The organism is Enterobacter cloacae complex sp. P16RS2 (assembly GCF_014982155.1).
Lineage (GTDB): Bacteria > Pseudomonadota > Gammaproteobacteria > Enterobacterales > Enterobacteriaceae > Enterobacter > Enterobacter cloacae_M.
The window spans coordinates 12,587-28,584 of sequence record NZ_JADCKW010000004.1 but is presented as its reverse complement, the minus strand read 5'-3'; the positions used below and the strand labels follow the sequence as shown (position 1 = coordinate 28,584).

General features: G+C 53.6%; 24 protein-coding genes and 2 pseudogenes. All 26 read left to right on the top strand.

Annotation, left to right across the window (positions count from 1 at the left end):
- Positions 1-9 precede the first annotated feature (9 nt).
- Positions 10-477 (top strand): hypothetical protein, encoded by a 468-nt coding sequence (locus INF68_RS01355; RefSeq protein WP_128771555.1) that lies wholly within the window; start codon positions 10-12, stop codon positions 475-477.
- Positions 474-674 carry a hypothetical protein gene (locus INF68_RS01350; RefSeq protein ID WP_063659668.1) on the top strand — a complete coding sequence of 67 codons (201 nt, stop codon included), beginning with the start codon at positions 474-476 and terminating at the stop codon, positions 672-674. Before INF68_RS01355 ends, INF68_RS01350 begins: the two co-directional genes overlap by 4 nt.
- Positions 671-940, top strand: a complete 270-nt coding sequence (locus tag INF68_RS01345; protein WP_074181813.1) for an ead/Ea22-like family protein — start codon at positions 671-673, stop codon at positions 938-940. The genes INF68_RS01350 and INF68_RS01345 overlap by 4 nt, the downstream gene beginning before the upstream one ends.
- A gap of 4 nt (positions 941-944) precedes the next feature.
- Positions 945-1,466 carry a hypothetical protein gene (locus INF68_RS01340; protein WP_193525233.1) on the top strand — a complete coding sequence of 174 codons (522 nt, stop codon included), beginning with the start codon at positions 945-947 and terminating at the stop codon, positions 1,464-1,466.
- Positions 1,467-2,284: 818 nt separating this feature from the next.
- The gene (locus INF68_RS01335; protein ID WP_193525232.1) at positions 2,285-2,740 is read left to right on the top strand and encodes a YbcN family protein; all 456 of its coding nucleotides are present in this window, start codon (positions 2,285-2,287) and stop codon (positions 2,738-2,740) included.
- Positions 2,740-2,910, top strand: coding sequence for a NinE family protein (locus INF68_RS01330; protein ID WP_058650885.1), 171 nt, complete (start codon positions 2,740-2,742; stop codon positions 2,908-2,910). Before INF68_RS01335 ends, INF68_RS01330 begins: the two co-directional genes overlap by 1 nt.
- Positions 2,903-3,544 carry a recombination protein NinG gene (locus INF68_RS01325; protein ID WP_063659663.1) on the top strand — a complete coding sequence of 214 codons (642 nt, stop codon included), beginning with the start codon at positions 2,903-2,905 and terminating at the stop codon, positions 3,542-3,544. Before INF68_RS01330 ends, INF68_RS01325 begins: the two co-directional genes overlap by 8 nt.
- A complete protein-coding gene (locus INF68_RS01320) occupies positions 3,541-3,723 on the top strand; it encodes a hypothetical protein (RefSeq protein WP_063659661.1) in 183 nt (60 codons plus the stop codon). Before INF68_RS01325 ends, INF68_RS01320 begins: the two co-directional genes overlap by 4 nt.
- Complete coding sequence (locus INF68_RS23155; protein ID WP_120301929.1) at positions 3,720-3,836, top strand: hypothetical protein; 117 nt, start codon at positions 3,720-3,722, stop codon at positions 3,834-3,836. Before INF68_RS01320 ends, INF68_RS23155 begins: the two co-directional genes overlap by 4 nt.
- The gene (locus INF68_RS01315) at positions 3,833-4,522 is read left to right on the top strand and encodes a bacteriophage antitermination protein Q (RefSeq protein WP_063659659.1); all 690 of its coding nucleotides are present in this window, start codon (positions 3,833-3,835) and stop codon (positions 4,520-4,522) included. The genes INF68_RS23155 and INF68_RS01315 overlap by 4 nt, the downstream gene beginning before the upstream one ends.
- Positions 4,523-4,907: 385 nt before the next feature.
- Positions 4,908-5,309 (top strand): putative holin, encoded by a 402-nt coding sequence (locus INF68_RS01310; RefSeq protein ID WP_001514183.1) that lies wholly within the window; start codon positions 4,908-4,910, stop codon positions 5,307-5,309.
- Positions 5,306-5,581 (top strand): phage holin family protein, encoded by a 276-nt coding sequence (locus INF68_RS01305; RefSeq protein ID WP_062937888.1) that lies wholly within the window; start codon positions 5,306-5,308, stop codon positions 5,579-5,581. Before INF68_RS01310 ends, INF68_RS01305 begins: the two co-directional genes overlap by 4 nt.
- 3 nt (positions 5,582-5,584) lie before the next feature.
- Positions 5,585-6,025 (top strand): lysozyme, encoded by a 441-nt coding sequence (locus INF68_RS01300; RefSeq protein WP_193525231.1) that lies wholly within the window; start codon positions 5,585-5,587, stop codon positions 6,023-6,025.
- Positions 6,022-6,492, top strand: coding sequence for a lysis protein (locus INF68_RS23405; RefSeq protein WP_193525230.1), 471 nt, complete (start codon positions 6,022-6,024; stop codon positions 6,490-6,492). Before INF68_RS01300 ends, INF68_RS23405 begins: the two co-directional genes overlap by 4 nt.
- Positions 6,493-6,550: 58 nt before the next feature.
- The gene (locus INF68_RS01290; protein WP_193525229.1) at positions 6,551-6,934 is read left to right on the top strand and encodes a hypothetical protein; all 384 of its coding nucleotides are present in this window, start codon (positions 6,551-6,553) and stop codon (positions 6,932-6,934) included.
- A 149-nt stretch (positions 6,935-7,083) separates the two neighbouring features.
- Complete coding sequence (locus INF68_RS01285) at positions 7,084-7,302, top strand: hypothetical protein (RefSeq protein WP_193525228.1); 219 nt, start codon at positions 7,084-7,086, stop codon at positions 7,300-7,302.
- Positions 7,303-7,305: 3 nt separating this feature from the next.
- Positions 7,306-7,956, top strand: a complete 651-nt coding sequence (locus INF68_RS01280; protein WP_129318612.1) for a hypothetical protein — start codon at positions 7,306-7,308, stop codon at positions 7,954-7,956.
- Entirely contained in the window at positions 7,953-9,521 is a 1,569-nt protein-coding gene (locus INF68_RS01275; RefSeq protein ID WP_193525227.1) for a terminase, read from the top strand. The genes INF68_RS01280 and INF68_RS01275 overlap by 4 nt, the downstream gene beginning before the upstream one ends.
- Positions 9,522-9,532: 11 nt before the next feature.
- Complete coding sequence (locus INF68_RS01270; protein ID WP_193525226.1) at positions 9,533-10,981, top strand: DUF1073 domain-containing protein; 1,449 nt, start codon at positions 9,533-9,535, stop codon at positions 10,979-10,981.
- On the top strand, positions 10,917-11,903 hold the full coding sequence (locus INF68_RS01265) for a phage minor head protein (RefSeq protein WP_370552404.1): 987 nt from the start codon (positions 10,917-10,919) through the stop codon (positions 11,901-11,903). The genes INF68_RS01270 and INF68_RS01265 overlap by 65 nt, the downstream gene beginning before the upstream one ends.
- Positions 11,904-11,932: 29 nt before the next feature.
- The gene (locus INF68_RS01260; RefSeq protein ID WP_193525224.1) at positions 11,933-12,664 is read left to right on the top strand and encodes a hypothetical protein; all 732 of its coding nucleotides are present in this window, start codon (positions 11,933-11,935) and stop codon (positions 12,662-12,664) included.
- Between the two features lie 22 nt (positions 12,665-12,686).
- A pseudogene (locus INF68_RS01255) lies at positions 12,687-12,806 on the top strand.
- A gap of 67 nt (positions 12,807-12,873) precedes the next feature.
- Positions 12,874-14,244 (top strand): DUF2213 domain-containing protein, encoded by a 1,371-nt coding sequence (locus INF68_RS01250; RefSeq protein ID WP_193525223.1) that lies wholly within the window; start codon positions 12,874-12,876, stop codon positions 14,242-14,244.
- Positions 14,244-14,705 carry a hypothetical protein gene (locus INF68_RS01245; RefSeq protein ID WP_193525222.1) on the top strand — a complete coding sequence of 154 codons (462 nt, stop codon included), beginning with the start codon at positions 14,244-14,246 and terminating at the stop codon, positions 14,703-14,705. The genes INF68_RS01250 and INF68_RS01245 overlap by 1 nt, the downstream gene beginning before the upstream one ends.
- Positions 14,702-15,757, top strand: a complete 1,056-nt coding sequence (locus tag INF68_RS01240) for a major capsid protein (RefSeq protein ID WP_193525221.1) — start codon at positions 14,702-14,704, stop codon at positions 15,755-15,757. The genes INF68_RS01245 and INF68_RS01240 overlap by 4 nt, the downstream gene beginning before the upstream one ends.
- A 32-nt stretch (positions 15,758-15,789) precedes the next feature.
- A pseudogene (locus INF68_RS23145) lies at positions 15,790-15,998 on the top strand (hypothetical protein); the annotation flags it as partial.

The window sequence follows — 15,998 nt, the reverse complement described above, 5'->3', positions numbered from 1 at the left end:
AGCTGCCGCATGAAACCAACATACGAAGAACTTGAAGCCAAGAGCGCGTCTCTGGTTGCGGAGAATGCGCTTCTGAAAAAATCTGAGCCAGCACCATTCAGTAAGCTGATGATGGAGGCGCTTGATGTTTATCAGGCAGGGGCTGACGAAGTGCCGGAGCTGGCAATGCTAAGCGCGTACACGAAGCTGCGAGATGGTCTAAAAATCCCGGCCACCGACGCTTTCCTGGCTGAAGTGCGGGCGCATGCGCGTAACGAAGGCATCAACTATGCCGCAGGTCGTCTCGCCGCTGCATTCAATCACGGTTTTGTCGATAAGCCGCTGGCTGAAGTCTGTGACGTGGTGCACATGATTCTGGACACCAAAGAAGAATTGGCAGTGTCCATGATTCCAGCTGTTGACGGTTTATCTGGCGAGTACGCAGAAGCGTTTCTCAAAGATTCCGCCGCCCAGCTTCGCAAAGGAGTGCAGTCATGAGCATGATGGATTTCGCAGAAGCTAAAAAGGCGGTCGACGCCATCACAACCGACTGGTCTATACGTGGACCTTATCATGAAGACGACGGCAAATATTACGCCTTGCTTCGTGGAGAGTGGGTTGGTGGCGGATATGCCGGAAAACGGAAGGCTCTTGATGCCATTCTCGAAAAGTTAACCAGCGAGGCCGCCCAATGAGCAACATCGACAAACGCGCATTACGTAAAGCCGCCGAAAAACATGGAGATGACGACATCCTGGAGCTGCTGGATGAGCTGGAAGCCAAGGAAAAGAGGATTGCTGAGCTGGAGGCACGGGAGGTTGTACTGCCGAGTACGCAAGATGTTCACCCATTAGGTCCACAGTCGGCGAAAATTTTTTGTGAGTTTCACCGGAGTATCGTGAACAGATGCGCCGATGAGATTCGCAAGGTTGGCGTCAAAGTCAGCATCAAGGGGAATTAGGGTTATGGCTGAATTAACCAAAGAATGGCTCCAGAAGACAATCGCGGAGCTTGAAGAAGAGCGCGATGAGACACCCGGCGCAGTAAACGAAGATGCAGCCAAGGCGCTCGCTGCGATGAAGCTGGCGCTGGCATCGTTCGAAGCGGAGGCTGTGGCGTATATCAGAGAAGGTTATGGTCTTTGCTATTTCAGGCCGCCGCGTGAGTACGGTTTAAAAATTGGTGACAAGCTCTATGCCGACCCGCCAGCGCCGGCATCTGTGCCTGATGCCATTCATTCCCAGGGTGAGAAATCCGTTGGCGATGATTACTACGCTCTTGGCTGGAACGCCTGCCGCGCCGCCATGCTTCAGGGTGCCGAACATGTAAGTAATCGTGATGAGTTGCCAGATGGTTGGGTGATGCTTCCCGCTGAGCCAACCCAGGCAATGATGAATGCGTGGCTATCAGAGGTCGCCAACTGGCGCGGACATGCAGCCGGTTACAGGGCCATGATTGCAGCAGCACCGCAGCAGGAGGTGAAGTGATGAGACAGCGGAGGCCTCAGGTGAGGCCTCGTTCTAAACAACCTTCTTTTGCCACCGCCTCCGTCTCGGTATAGGTATGCAAGATATAGAGGTGAGGCGTGTTCCACAGACGGAGCAAACCGCACCATGAGGTTGGTTTAAGTCTGAACTAAAGGTCGTAAAAAAGAACTTTTTGTTCGAACAAACCTGGCACTTGAATTGGATGTTGGGGATGGTCCCCTCCGGCCAGTTGATTGGAGTCTTAAAGTTACAGTAATTATTAGTCTGCGTATTTAAATATTTGAAAGAAATTTGAGTTGTGAGGGTTCATTTACAATCGCCAGACAATTTCTCTTCAAGGCCATTTTTCTCATGAATGGTAATCGGGCCAAAAAAAGCCAGCGGCTAGCGCGCCAGCTGACATCATAATCAGAATTGTTATCAACAACCTGGATTTAACAGAGGGATCCTTGTCCCCGCAAAGGTAATGTCTAATCAAGGCGAAGGCAAACGCGGCACTTAATGCTGCATGCACATAGGTTAGCTTTTCTGGTAATGACACATACGCTCCTTGCGACCAGCACTGACACATCAAACATGTGGCACCTTAGTCTAATAATTTTTGGAGAAAAAATTAAGTTTGTGGTGAGTAAATGCAAAATTTGATTAATCAAAATCAACCCGCCATAATTGAGTCATCGGAGCCTGAACAACTCCGGTGACTTCTGCGCATTTAAGGGGACTTAAATGCGACCACAATCTGAACTCCTCACTTTGTCACAGATGCAGAAATGCACCTGCGATTTTCTGCATTCTGCGGTTTCCGGGAAGGAGGCCGTATGACTCTGACAGTAGACGGCATCAAACTCCATCGCGGTAACTTCGCGGCCATCGGCCAGCAGATTCAGCCATTACTGGATGCCGGGCAATGTTTCCGCCTTCAGGTTAAGCCATGGCGAGAGAAGCGCAGCCTGTCACAGAACGCTCTCAGCCACATGTGGTACACGGAAATCAGCGACTATCTCATCGCCCGCGGCAAGACCTTCGCTACGCCTGAGTGGGTCAAAGACGCGATGAAGCACACCTATCTCGGCTACGAAAGCAAGAACCGGGTAGACGTCGTGTCCGGCGAGGTCACCACGGTCCAATCTCTCCGCCATACGTCCGAGCTGGAAACCGGCGAGATGTACATTTTTCTGTGCAAAGTCGAAGCCTGGGCGATGAATATCGGCTGCCACCTGACCATTCCGCAGAGCTGTGAATACCAGCAACTGCGCGATAAGCAGGAGGCATGATGTCTACTCCACTTTCTCGCGTCATCACAAACGAAATCTTCCGCCTCCCGGCGCGCCGCCAGCGCAAGCCAGAGGTTAAGCCGTCCGACATCCCTACCATGAAAGACTACACCGCCCGCTTGGTGGATCAGAAATGGCTGCGTCTCGCGGCAAGGAGGAAACGTGCGTAAACCATCCCGCCGTAAGTGCAAAGTATGCGGTGAATACTTCGTGCCGAAATTCCACGATATCCGGATCCGCTGGTGCTGCCCGGAGCACGGCGCAATCCTCGCGATGGAAGAACGCGAAAAGGAAAAGGTGAAAGCCGCGGCCAAGCGCATCAAGGAGCAGAAGGAAGCCGAGAAGGCCGGTCGCAAGCGCCGCAAGGAGCGGCTGGCAGAGCTTCGGCCTGCCGGTTACTACAAAGCGCAGGCTCAGCAGGCATTCAACGCCTACATCCGCGCGCGTGATGCTGGTTTGCCATGCATCAGCTGCGGCGAGACCAACCCTCCTGATCTGCATGGCGGCCAGTGGGACTGCGGCCACTTCAAAACGGTCGGCGCTAACCCTGAATTGCGCTTTGAAGAGCGCAACGCCCATAAGCAGTGCAAATCGTGTAATGCGGGAGCGGGCAAATACACCGCCAAAGAGGCGACGGTCGCGCAGCAATACGAAGCTGGCCTGGTCGCTCGTTACGGCCAGGAATACGTCGACTGGCTCAATGGCCCCCACGAAATGACCAACTACCGCCGGGAAGACTTCATCCGGATCCGCGATGAGTACCGCGCCAAGCTCAAAGCACTGAAACAGCGGGAGGCCGCATGAAACTTGAGTCTTTATTTCTGCTGGCCTTTTACCTCATTCCCCTGATCGCGATGGGCATTATCAGTCATATCAATTACAAAAAATGTCGCATTCAGTTCTCAGCAATCAGTAAAGGTATTCGGTTTCAAAGAAATTACCAAATGCTGAAAAGCCTTCACCCAGACCGGGAGGACTTATGAATTTTTCAGAACTTCTCCGGTACCAGGCAGAAAGCGTTAAGCGCGCCAGCCTGCCGCCAGTAGCAAAGCACAGCCAGACCAAAACCAACCAGCCACAGAAGGAAGCCGCATGAACAGTCAGCAACTGGAATACGTACGTCAGCAGCTCATTGTGGCGACCGCAGATCTGAGCGGGGCGACGAAAGGGCAACTGGTAGCTTTCGCCGAGAACGCGCAATTCACCGCGACGGCGCGCAGCCGGGGTCGGAAGAAAATCACCGATCCGGTCACTGGCAGGAAAGTTAACCCTGACGGTCCGGCGATGAGCGGCAGCCAGTCCCGCGCCAAAGGTTCATCTATTGCCCTGGTAAGCCCGGTAGAGTTCGGCACCGCATCGTGGCGCCGCGCTGTCCTATCGCTGGAAGAGCACCAGAAGGCGTGGCTGCTGTGGAACTACAGCGAGAACACGCGCTTCGAATACCAGGTATCGATAACCCAGTGGGCGTGGGCAGAGTTCCTGGAGCAGCTTGGCGCGAAAAAGGTGGCCGGCAAGACGATGGAGCGCCTGAAGCAACTTATCTGGCTGGCAGCGCAGGACGTCAAAGCAGAGCTGGCAGGGCGTGAAACGTACGAATATCAGGCCCTGGCTGATCTGGCAGGTGTAGCGAAATCCACCTGGACAGAAACCTATCTACCTCACTGGCTGGCGATGCGTAACAGCTTTAAGCGACTCGATAGCGGTGCGCTTATATCCGTAACGCGATCACGTTCACAACAAAAGGCGACAAATTTAGATGTAAGTCTTGCAAAACCGAACTGAAACGCATATATTTCATGTAAATCTGATATCGTCGCCATAGCTTCGTAGGTCGACAAAGAATTAAGAGCCTCGCCATCGAGCGGGGCTTTTTATTTGAACAAAAGAGATATCCCAAGTTTTACCAAGAAGACGAAAATAGCGATATCGATAATCATGTGAATAATTCGATCCGCTAAGTCCGGATTCTTGTTGATTCTGTACCTACCACGTCTACGTCTGCCCATTTTTCTCTCCTTTAGGGGATGTATCGGCAGTGATGTAAAGAAACTTTATTCAAAGGCTCACTCATGTGGGCCGTTTTTATTTCAGGCTCCGGGAACCATCATCGACACGCCTACTTGTTAAATCGTCCCGAGGGCCTGAACCAACTACACACGGAATAAATATGTCTGAGACCTTCACTATCGTAGGCGTTGGTCTTACATCGTCATCAGTCGGTGTAACCTTTGCCACGCTGTTTCCGGAGGCGACTCCAGCAGTCATGCTCGGATCACTCGCCGGAACTGCGCTATACGTTCTGACCTCAGATCCCCATCAACTCTGGAAGCAGGCTATCTTTGCGCTGATATCGTTTATCAGTGGCGTGTTCTTCTCCGTACCCATGGCGAAAATCATGGCCGGAATCATCAACACGCCGTTAAGCCTGATGAAGCCACCGGCCAGCATTGAGGTATCGCCAGCTGTCGGTGCAATTGTCACTGCTTCCATTTCCGTGGCAGTCCTGCTGCGTATTCTCCGCAAATCCAAAAGCGGGAAGATGCCGGGGCTGGGGGAGGAAGATAAATGACATGGCAGCTTCTTCTGATGGATGCAAACGCCATAGTTTGCCTGTTAATCATGGTCAGGCTGATGTTTTTTCGAAAAGAGGGAAAGCGTCATCGCCTGAGTGTCGCGGTGCTGGCCTACTTGGTCATCCTTGCCGCCGGATTCAACGCCTTCAACATTCTGCTCGGCCACTACGTACAGGTTAACCTCGGCGATCTGCTGCTTAACTCCGTCATCTGCATGGCGGTGTGGCTGGCACGCGGGAACCTGGCGAAGGTCGTTATAACGGGGTAGTCCATGCAAACCAGCGAAAAGGGCATTGCCCTGATTAAAGAGTTCGAAGGATGCAAACTCACCGCATACCAGGACAGCGTCGGCGTCTGGACGATCGGCTATGGCTGGACTCAGCCTGTCGACGGCAAACCAATCCGCGCCGGGATGACGATTAAGCAGGAAACGGCAGAACACCTTCTGAAGACAGGACTGGTCAGCTACGAAAGCGACGTCTCCCGCCTGGTTAAAGTAGGGCTGACTCAAGGGCAATTCGATGCTCTGGTGTCGTTCACGTATAACCTTGGCGCCCGGTCATTGTCGACATCTACTCTCCTGCGAAAACTCAATGCCGGAGATTGCGCTGGCGCTGCCGATGAGTTCCTGCGCTGGAATAAAGCTGGTGGGAAGGTGCTGAATGGCCTGACACGTCGCCGTGAGGCAGAGCGCGCTCTGTTCCTGTCGTGATTGGCGCGCTGGTTAAACGTTACTGGTTGCAGTTGCTGGTTATAGCGGTAATCGGCGTGCTGGCGTTCTTCGTGAACCACTACCGCGACAACGCCATCGCCTACAAAGACCAGCGCGATAAAGCCACTGAGAAACTCAGCCTGGCGAACGCCACCATCAAAGATATGCAGACCCGCCAGCGTGATGTCGCTGCACTGGATGCCAAATACACCGGAGAACTGGCTGATGCGAAAGAAACCATTGAGCGTCTGCATAGCGATGTCATTGCTGGCCGTAAGCGGCTGCAGCTCAACGCAAACTATCCCGCGAACGGAGCGACCAGCACCGGCGGCCTGGGCAATGCTTCCGGCCCCCGACTTACTGACTCCGCTGAACGGGATTATTTCACCCTCAGAGAGCGAATCGTCACTGTGACGAAGCAGGTTGGCTATCTGCAGGACTACATCAAAGATCAGTGCATCAAATAACAGCCTCGCATTCGCGGGGCTTTTTTGTAGTAACCAGAAGACGAAGAAGGAAGTAACCATGTTCACAGTGAAAACCATCATCAATGGTGTAACCCATATCTGCGAGTTGCCGACATTCACAGTAGCGCGACCAGACTCAGAAAGATTTGAAGATATTCTCAAGCTGATTGATTACCACTCAAGCCCTGACTTTGCTATTTGGCTACCTGATGTTTATGCAGATGCAGAGTGCAAAAACGCATTGCAGGAAGAGGAGCTAATCATCAGTGAGCGAGAGGGTGTACTAGATTACCAGGCTATTGCTGTTCTTATCGAAGACTTTGAGAGTCCTGAGCATGCAAAGCAGAAAGCATTTGATGGCATCCGATACCAGTTCATCTATCCGGGCGACCAGGTTTACGTGATGAACTCTCACGGGTCGACCATCGAAACAGTGAAGTAGTCATTACAGAAGCTCCTTGCGAGGGGCTTCGATAATGATCTGTGTAACCCCGCAAGGATGGTGATCACATCTTGCTGACGGGTAAGCCGTAGGTGGCTAAGCACTTCTGAGAAGCAGTGCAACAGCTGCGACAAGGCAAAGAGGTAATCATGTCCGACATCTACCAAATCACGCTAACCACCCAAACAGGCGAAACCTTCACGGGCAAGATGTCACGACGTCAGCCTGAGCTGGTTAACGGCTTTGTGCCGCTGGCGACGGAAACGGGCGAGTGGCTTTACTTCGCTCCTGGCGACGTGAAGCGCGTGCAGTTCACGCCAGTACCGGCAGAGCAGATCGAACAGCCAGAAGAACAAACAACGGAGTAACGAATGAGCAAACCGGACTGGGAGGCCATCGAGACGGCGTACCGGGCCGGAGTGATGTCCCTCCGAGAAATAGCATCACAGCACGGTATTAGCGAAGGCGCTATCCGTAAGCGTGCCAAGCGTGATGACTGGTCGCGTGACCTCAATGCGAAGATTCAGCAAAAGGCTGAGGATCTGGTACGCAAGCAGGAGGTACGCAGAACGGTACGCAACGAAAGCACTTTGACCGAGCGCGTACTGATAGAGGCGACTGCCGAGGTAATTGCCACGGTACGCATGGAGCACAGGGGTGACATTCGCCGGGCTCGAGAACTGACCAACACGCTATTCGATGAACTTGGTGCGCAGTGCGCAGATGTAAGCGCGCTCGAGCAGTTGGGCGACATCATGTTTGACCCCGACGATAAAGGGCGGGACCGGCTCAATGAAATTTATCAGAAAGTGATCAGCCTGCCTTCCCGCGTTAAATCCATGAAAGACCTGAGCGACAGCCTGAAGACGCTGATCGGCCTCGAGCGTGAGGCATACAGCATCGAGAATAAGGCTGAAACGAAAGAGGTCACGCATAACGTCATGCTGGTGCCAACCAGTGACAACGTGGATGACTGGGAAGCGGCAGCGCAGAAACAACAGGGCGGGGTGCTCGGTGGATGAATTACAAAGCTGTATGGAAGCCACTGCCTGGATCTCAGTCCCTGGCGCTGAGTTGCCCGTGTAACGAAATCCTGTTCGAGGGTACTCGCGGACCGGGAAAGACAGCTGCGCAGTTAGCCAGGTTCCGGCGCAATGTCGGCGTGGGTTATGGCTCATTCTGGCGCGGCGTCATTTTCGACACCGAATATAAGAACCTTGCCGACATCATCACTCAGTCGAAGCGTATGTTTCGCCTGTTCAACGACGGTGCGCGCTATCTGTCATCTGCGAGCGAATTGCGATGGGTATGGCCTACTGGCGAGGAGTTGCTCTTCCGTTTCGGCAAAGAGGCGGACGACTACTGGGACTTCCACGGGCAGGAATTCCCGTTCATTGGCTTTAACGAGCTGACTAAACAGCAGTCCCCGGAATTCTACGAAATGATGTTCTCCTGCCGACGTTCATCGTTCAGGCCGGAAAACTACCCGTTGGAGAATGGCAAGTTACTGAGGCCGATCCCGCTGGAGACGTTCAGCACTACCAACCCGTTTGGCATCGGGCATACCTGGGTGAAGAAACGCTTCATTGAGCCAGCGCCGCGCGGAACCGTGCAGCGCGACCGGCAAATGGTGTTCAACCCTCAGACAGAACGAGAAGAGGAAATCACGCTGACCCGCGTGGCCATCCACGGATCGTTCAAAGAGAACCCGTACCTCGACCCGCAGTACATCGCCACCCTTATGGCCATCAAAGACCCGAACCGGCGCAAAGCTTGGGTGGAGGGTTCATGGGATGTGACCAGTGGTGGGCGATTTGACCACCTGTGGAATGAATCGCTGCACGTCATTAAGCCATTCCGCATACCGGATAGCTGGACAGTTGACCGCTCGCATGACTGGGGTGAGTCGAAGCCGTTCGCTAATCTGTGGTGGGCGCAGGCTGATGGCACTGCCGCCGAGTTGCCTGATGGTCGGCAGTTCTGCCCGCCGGCAGGGACGTTAATCCTGATCGGAGAATGGTATGGCTGCCCGCCTGATGAGCTGAATAAAGGCCTGAATATGTCATCCACCAACGTCGCGAAAGGCGTGGCGTGGATTGACAAACGGCTGGTGGGCGAAGAAGTCGACGAGCCGGAAGAGATTCAAATCGACGGGGTCACGCAGGGCCAACTCAACATTGCGCCGGGAATTTGCTCGGAAGTTATCCCGGGCCCGGCTGATAGCGCCATTTTCAATACCGGTGACGATGAGTTGTCGATCGGCCAGAAAATGGAAAATCAGGGTGTCGAATGGCTTGAAGCCAATAAGAAGCCAGGCTCGCGAGTAAACGGGGCCTCGGTATTCGCTGACATGCTTGAGGCTGTAGTTGAAGGTAAGAAGCTGGAATCTGGCATCCCTGAGAAGCCTGCCTTTTACGTTTTCGAACATTGCCGTGGCTGGATCAGCCGCATACCCGTACTTGTTCGAGACAGCAAAAACCCTGATGACGTTGATACCCAGCAGGAAGACCACGACTGGGATGCTACCCGCTATCGAGTACTGCATTCACCACAGAAAATAACCGGCATGTTGGTGCGCTCGCGCTGACGGAGGAAACCGTGAACGAAAGCGAAAATAAACAACTCGCCACGAACGCCAGCATCGACCGCGAGCGGATGCGTTACGTCAACGCGCTGTTCAATGGCACCAGTAATACCAAGCGCCAGCGTCTGTACCAGGAGTTTGGGTACCCTAAAGAGCTTTGCTTCGATGACTTTTACCGTGCTTACCGCCGCAATGCCATTGCTGGCGCCGCGGTGACGCGCATGGTTGATGGCTGCTGGGAAGATTACCCGGAAGTTTACGAAGGGGACCAGACGAAGGATGCAACCCAGCAAACAGCATGGGATAAGCGGGTCAATAAGCTGCTTAAACGCTGCTGGAAGCAAATTAAGGGCGCCGACAAGCGCAACTTGGTGGGGCGCTACTCTGCTCTGCTAATTCAGGTGAAAGATAGCAAGCCATGGTCGGAACCGGTTGATAAGGCGACGGTTGGCAAGCTGCAGGAAAGAGCGCTTGTCAGGCTAATCCCGGTCTGGGAGGCTCAGCTCGACCCGGTCAGCTATAACGAGGACCAGAACAGCGAGAGCTATGGCGCTGTGAGCATGTATTCTTTCACCGAGATACCGGTGCAGCAGCAGCGCAGTGGCCAGCCAGGGCGAATTATCAATGTTCACCCAGATCGCGTCATCATCCTGGCTGAAGGATCTGATGACGGGCGGCTTGATTCAGGCGAGTCACTGCTGGAAGAAGGATTCAACAAACTGCTGGACCTCGAAAAAGTGTCTGGTGGTGCTGCTGAAGGGTTCCTGAAGAACGCCAGCCGACAGCTCAACTTCAACTTCAGTGCCAAGACAAGCTTTGCGCAGCTGGCCAGAGCGCTGGGCGTTAGCGAAGCTCAACTCTCAGAAGGGATGGATGATCAGGTTCGCCGACTCAATGACAGCACGGACAGCGCCGTCATTATGCAGGAAGGTGATACCCGCGTGCTTTCCGTGGCAGTTGCCGACCCGGAGCCAACATGGCGGACTGCGCTCAATGAGTTCTGCTCCACAGTGCCGATCCCGGTGAAGGTGCTGGTGGGCATGCAGACAGGAGAAAGGGCCAGCACGGAAGATGCGAAGGACTGGGCAAAAACCCGTATGAGCCGACGCAATGGCTTCCTGACCGAAGTAATCACTGAGGTGGTTACCCGCTTCTGGACGCTTGGTTTCATTCCTCCAGCCAGCGGCGAAGAAGTTACAGTGGGATGGTCCGATCTACTGGCGCCGAGCCAGGCAGAGAAGATTGCCAACATGGACAAGCTCGCGGACGTGGCCGTGAAGTCGACGAACGCGTTTGGCCGCTCAGCAATCACCGAAAACGAGATACGCGCGGCGGGCGAACTGCAAGCCCTGCCTGAACTTGATGATGAGGTGCCGCCAGATGGCAACCAGCCAAAGCCTGATCCACTGGCCGACCCAGAATCAGAAGCCGAAAAGTCCGGTGATACCACGGTCGAAAGTTGACCCCACAATGTCGCGTAAGTCCGTCAGCAGGAAGGATCGCGACATTGTGGATAGGTATTACGCGATAAAGGTAGCGTTGAAAGCACTGTTCGATCAGCGCCTGACCGGGCGAGAGCGAGAGGTGAACAGCCACAACTGGCACTTCCTGTGCCACGACCACGGCGCTGACATGCGGCTCTACCAGGTCAACGCCGGCAAGTTCATCTACGACATGTCAGCGCAGGAACTGGCTGATTTGCTGGAAGCGGTGCAGGCTATTCTCGAAGAGTACCTGTTGGATGGTGGCGAGCGGAACCTATGGGCGATGGATTACGTCGTCGCAGAAGCACAGCGTGGCACGCTGGAGGCCTTCAACAACCTCTCGCAGCAGTCGCAGGTGTACGCCAGCCAGACGACGCTACAGCAGCTTTTAAGCAGCCCCGGTTATCTGAATCAGATAGCGGCGGCCAGGCTGACAACGTTCAGTGACTGGAAGGTCATCAGCGACACAGCCCGCGGCGACCTGACGAATATCATCACCGACGCGGTAGCGCGCGGCGTGAATCCACGCGAGACGGCCAGCGTCATCAGCAAGCGCCTCGATGTATCGATGTCGAAGGCCAAGACCATCGCTCAGACTGAGCAGGTCGGCGCGCTGCGGCAGGCACAATGGAACGAAACGGACTGGGCTGCTGACCGGCTGGGGCTGAATACCGGCCTGCTGTGGCTGTCAGCGCTCAAGCCTACGACGCGCACCTGGCATGCCAGCCGTCATGGCAAGGTCTACACCACCGAAGAAGTGCGGGACTTCTACGCTGAGAACGGCAACCGGTACAATTGCTATTGCAGCCAGATTCCGGTGCTGCTCAACGATGACGGCAGCATCTTCAATGAAGGGCTAGCTGACAAGCTGGCGAAAGAGCGCAAGCAGTGGTATTTATAAGCACCCCCTTTACTTTGTGGTCATTTCCAGTGAAAAAGATAGGAATACTTGCAAAAGTTTTTTCGTGTGAGGAATACAAAGAGGATTTCCTTAACGGCAATATATATATGAACACAATTCAGTTTTTTAGAAGCTATGAGGAAGAAACTGAAGGTAATATAGGTGACAAATACGAAGCATTAACTGGATGGATGCATCCTCATGAATACAGGTTTGAGCTTGAGGTTGATGGCGTAAAACACATTTTGAATCCTGATGATATAGTGGGGCCCATCACCACGAGTATGAAAATTCATGACCATGCCAATGTATTCTGCATGACGCACTTACATTCTCATGATCTCGATATGTCATCCATTAAAAATGAAGAAGAGTTTAGACTAGCTGAAAAATATTTTACTCTCCCGGAAGAGGTTAAAAACCTAGGTGAATATATGGTTGTTATCACCAATCCAAGGGAATTCGTCAGGAGGGCGAGAGATGAGGCTCAACGGCTCCACGACATTGGTGATGCAGTTTATTATCAGTCAAAGCAGGTAATTTATTATGATGCGGCAACTCAAAGCATCATGCTTGATAACCACAACGACGCTCCTTTTTACAAACAAAGCAAATACGCTCATCAAAATGAGTATCGTCTTTGTTTAGTAAGGAATAACCCAGATAATAAGCCCTACACAATGAAAATAGGTAGTCTCAGAGATATATCTATGGAGCTTAAAACTAATGACTTCAATTCTTTATTGGAATTAAAGCGATAAAGGTCAGCTACATATTTATTATTGCGGCGTAACTCAATCGGTAGAGTAACGCATCAACGCGGCCATGCCATTGCTGGTCGTGCTCGGTTCGGCATGATGTTGACGCCTGACGAGAGTGCTGGTTCGAGTCCAGCAGCCGCAACCTAAAACAAGACCCAGCCGTAGTGCTGGGTTTTTTATTGCCTGATATCCACCAATGAGGACGCAACGTGAAGCTATCCAGCATCCACGTTAAATCCCTCGCCATCAACGCCTCCAACATCTCAACGACAACCATCAGCGGCCAGGAACACTACGTCATTCGTGGTGCGGTCCCGATCGTCGATGACATCGTGATGAATGGCGGGCTATACCCGGCGGAGGAGATTAACAACAGCTACCAGACGATGGAGCGCAAGTTAATGCCGATCGGCCACCCGATGGTGAACGGCAAATACGTTAGCGCCAACGACCCGCAGGCGGTCAACGATTACTACGCCGGGGCATGGGCTCAGAACGTCAGCAAGGCCAACGACAAGGTCGTGATGGACGTTTACGTCAATAAGGCAGTGGCAGACACCAAGCCTGACGGTAAGCGCCTTATTCAGCGCCTGGACGACATGATTTCCGGCAACAACGCCGACCCGATTCATGTTTCTACCGGTCTGCTGCTGAACAAAGAGCAAAAGGCAGGTGAGTCGAAGCAGAAGAAATACTCCTGGGTCGCTCACAACATGCAGTTCGACCACATCGCGATCCTGCTCGACGAGCCTGGCGCCGGTACTCCGGATGAAGGCGTCGGCATGTTCGTCAACGCTGACGGACAAGAGGCTGATGTTGAAGCGACGAGCCTCATCGATGCTGCCAACAGCATGAAAGACGGCTGGTGGAACAAAGTAAAGTTCTTCATCAGCAACGCTTCAGAGATGTCATTCGACGACATCTACCAGGCGCTGCGCATGTCCATCAAGCAGGACGACAAAAAGTGGCGCTACGTCGTCAGCGTCTGGCCTGACCATTTCGTTTACGAAGAGGATGGCGAAAACGCCAAGCCGAAGCTCTTCGACCAGAAGTACCTCATCTCTGACAAGGTCATAACGCTTGTCGGCGATCCAGTAGAAGTCGTGCGCAAACCAACTGAGTACGAAGTCAAAACCAACGGAGAAACAAACCCGATGAAAGAGAAGATGATCGCCGCGCTCAATGCCGCAGGCGTTAAAACCGAGGGGCTGACCGACGATCAGGTCTGGGATGCCTACAACCAGCAGATGCAGAAGAAAGAGGGTGGCGGCGACCCTGGCCAGGCTCAGATCAACTCTGATGTGATTACTGCTGCTGTTAATGCTGCGCTCACCCCGCTGAACGAAAAGCTGAGCAAGCTGGAAACTCAGCTGCAGGCGAACGCTGAAAGCGAGCTGAAAACCAAACGTGACGCTGTTAAAGCGAAATTCTCGTTCATGACCGAAGCAGCGGTTAACTCCCTGTCCGGTGACGCGCTGAACGACTTGTACTCACAGTGCCAGACCAGCACCGGTCTGAACCCTGCATTCCAGGGGAATGGCGCTCAGAGTGAAATCCTTAACATGGAGGCACCTGAATAATGGCTCTCGCACCTCGTTTCCATACGGTAATCGCGGGCCCGGCCCGTAAGAATGACCCACAGGTCATTGAAGCAATCATGGCGGCGGACGTGAAACCCGGCTCACTGGTGATGCTCGACAGCACTGGGAAACTGGCAGTTCACAATGTCGCTGGCGGTGCAGGCGTTGCCCTAGCTCTCCAGCACAACTACATCGGCGGTGGTGACATTCGCGACTCGGTTCCTGCAGGTGATACCGGCGCGGCCATCATGTGCGAAGACGATGTGGATTACCACATGCTGGTCAAAGCAGGCGAAGTGCTGCTGGAAAACGAAGGTCTGGTTTCTGCCGGTGACGGCACGCTGGCCAAGTCAACCACACCAGCCACCGACCAGGTCCTCTTTTATTCACGCGAAAAAATCACCGTTGGCGCTGAAGCTCAGCTCGTGAAAGTTCGCAAATCAGGGAAAGCAACCGCATGAGCATGATCGTATTTAACAAAAAGCTGATCACCGAGCACAACCAGGTGAAGCAGGCATGGAATCAGCTGCTGATGCAGCGTGAATCCTTCAACATCAACCAGGGCACCATTTCTGCCCAGTACGGCGGCGCGCTGGAAGTGAACCAAGCCGCGCTGATCTCCAAAGACTACTGGCGTGAAGTGGATAACATCACTACCCGAGTCTTCCGAAATGACGAAGGCAACGGCCTGCTGGATGATCTGCTCGGTCTCGGTACGCCGATCTCTATCGGCAAGACAGCGGCGCTTTACCGCGTCTCCAGTGACGCGGGCAAGGTTCATCGCACACTGACGGGCCACGTTCCGGAAGAACTGGATAAAGTCATCTACGACGAAGCTGGTGACCCAATCCCGATCTTCAACACCGGCTACAGCCGTGAATGGCGTGAGTGGAACGGCATGCAGTCAGAAAACCTTGACGCAATGGCCGATGACCAGGAAGCGCACGTTGCAGCCATCCGCGAGGATATGGCCGACTACATGCTTTCAGGTGATGCGAAAGTGAAGGTGAAGGGGTATGTTGGCGCAGGCATTACCAACCACGCCAACACTAACCAGGTTGATCTGAGTGCGTCCGGTCTGAATATCGACCTGACCACCGCCACCCCTGACGAGATGGTCGCATTCTTCACCGGCCCGTTCGCGAAGCTCCTGGACGATAACTACGTGCAGGAGAAGGTGAAGGTGTGGGTGTCGCCTGACATCATGCGCAACATGAGCAAACCATATTCCTCCGCTGCCGGCTTCAAAGAAGGCACTGTGCTGGAGTACATCCTGCGCTACGGCCGTATCGAGTCTGTTAACCAGACCTTTAAGTTGACGGGTAACCACTTCATCGCGTACGTGCGCAATTCGCAGTACATCAAGACGCGTATTGCCGCGCCGGTGGGCACCTTCATGATCCCGCGCCAGAATCCGTTCGACAACTACAACACTCTGGTCTGGAGTGCTGTCGGTCTGCAGATTAAGCGCGATTTCAACGGTCGCTCTAAAGTGTTCAACGCACAGGGTTAAGGGGCTTCGGCCCCTTTTCTTCGGGAGAGAGCATGAAAAAGTTAAAAGTCGAGAAGGCTGGTTGCTGGGGAACGATTAACGGAGTATTCCAGCAACTGCCGGTTGGTCATGAGTTTGTTGCGGTTGATGTGCCGCCAGCTTTCGCTGGACGCGTTTCAGTGGCAGGTGAAGTTGATGATCAGGAGCTTGAAGTTGCCACTCCAGGTACTGACAGTAAACCTGCAGAGCAGGCAGAGCAGGC

What these genes read in the sequence shown, in the direction of transcription:
- INF68_RS01310 (WP_001514183.1), top strand. Translation starts at nt 4,908, where the DNA reads ATGTCTGAGACCTTCACTATCGTAGGCGTTGGTCTTACATCGTCATCA.
- INF68_RS01245 (WP_193525222.1), top strand. Translation starts at nt 14,244, where the DNA reads ATGGCTCTCGCACCTCGTTTCCATACGGTAATCGCGGGCCCGGCCCGT.
- INF68_RS01305 (WP_062937888.1), top strand. Translation starts at nt 5,306, where the DNA reads ATGACATGGCAGCTTCTTCTGATGGATGCAAACGCCATAGTTTGCCTG.
- INF68_RS01335 (WP_193525232.1), top strand. Translation starts at nt 2,285, where the DNA reads ATGACTCTGACAGTAGACGGCATCAAACTCCATCGCGGTAACTTCGCG.
- INF68_RS01350 (WP_063659668.1), top strand. Translation starts at nt 474, where the DNA reads ATGAGCATGATGGATTTCGCAGAAGCTAAAAAGGCGGTCGACGCCATC.
- INF68_RS01300 (WP_193525231.1), top strand. Translation starts at nt 5,585, where the DNA reads ATGCAAACCAGCGAAAAGGGCATTGCCCTGATTAAAGAGTTCGAAGGA.
- INF68_RS01285 (WP_193525228.1), top strand. Translation starts at nt 7,084, where the DNA reads ATGTCCGACATCTACCAAATCACGCTAACCACCCAAACAGGCGAAACC.
- INF68_RS01240 (WP_193525221.1), top strand. Translation starts at nt 14,702, where the DNA reads ATGAGCATGATCGTATTTAACAAAAAGCTGATCACCGAGCACAACCAG.
- INF68_RS01315 (WP_063659659.1), top strand. Translation starts at nt 3,833, where the DNA reads ATGAACAGTCAGCAACTGGAATACGTACGTCAGCAGCTCATTGTGGCG.
- INF68_RS01340 (WP_193525233.1), top strand. Translation starts at nt 945, where the DNA reads ATGGCTGAATTAACCAAAGAATGGCTCCAGAAGACAATCGCGGAGCTT.
- INF68_RS23155 (WP_120301929.1), top strand. Translation starts at nt 3,720, where the DNA reads ATGAATTTTTCAGAACTTCTCCGGTACCAGGCAGAAAGCGTTAAGCGC.
- INF68_RS01345 (WP_074181813.1), top strand. Translation starts at nt 671, where the DNA reads ATGAGCAACATCGACAAACGCGCATTACGTAAAGCCGCCGAAAAACAT.
- INF68_RS01355 (WP_128771555.1), top strand. Translation starts at nt 10, where the DNA reads ATGAAACCAACATACGAAGAACTTGAAGCCAAGAGCGCGTCTCTGGTT.
- INF68_RS01330 (WP_058650885.1), top strand. Translation starts at nt 2,740, where the DNA reads ATGTCTACTCCACTTTCTCGCGTCATCACAAACGAAATCTTCCGCCTC.
- INF68_RS01280 (WP_129318612.1), top strand. Translation starts at nt 7,306, where the DNA reads ATGAGCAAACCGGACTGGGAGGCCATCGAGACGGCGTACCGGGCCGGA.
- INF68_RS01290 (WP_193525229.1), top strand. Translation starts at nt 6,551, where the DNA reads ATGTTCACAGTGAAAACCATCATCAATGGTGTAACCCATATCTGCGAG.
- INF68_RS01320 (WP_063659661.1), top strand. Translation starts at nt 3,541, where the DNA reads ATGAAACTTGAGTCTTTATTTCTGCTGGCCTTTTACCTCATTCCCCTG.
- INF68_RS01275 (WP_193525227.1), top strand. Translation starts at nt 7,953, where the DNA reads ATGAATTACAAAGCTGTATGGAAGCCACTGCCTGGATCTCAGTCCCTG.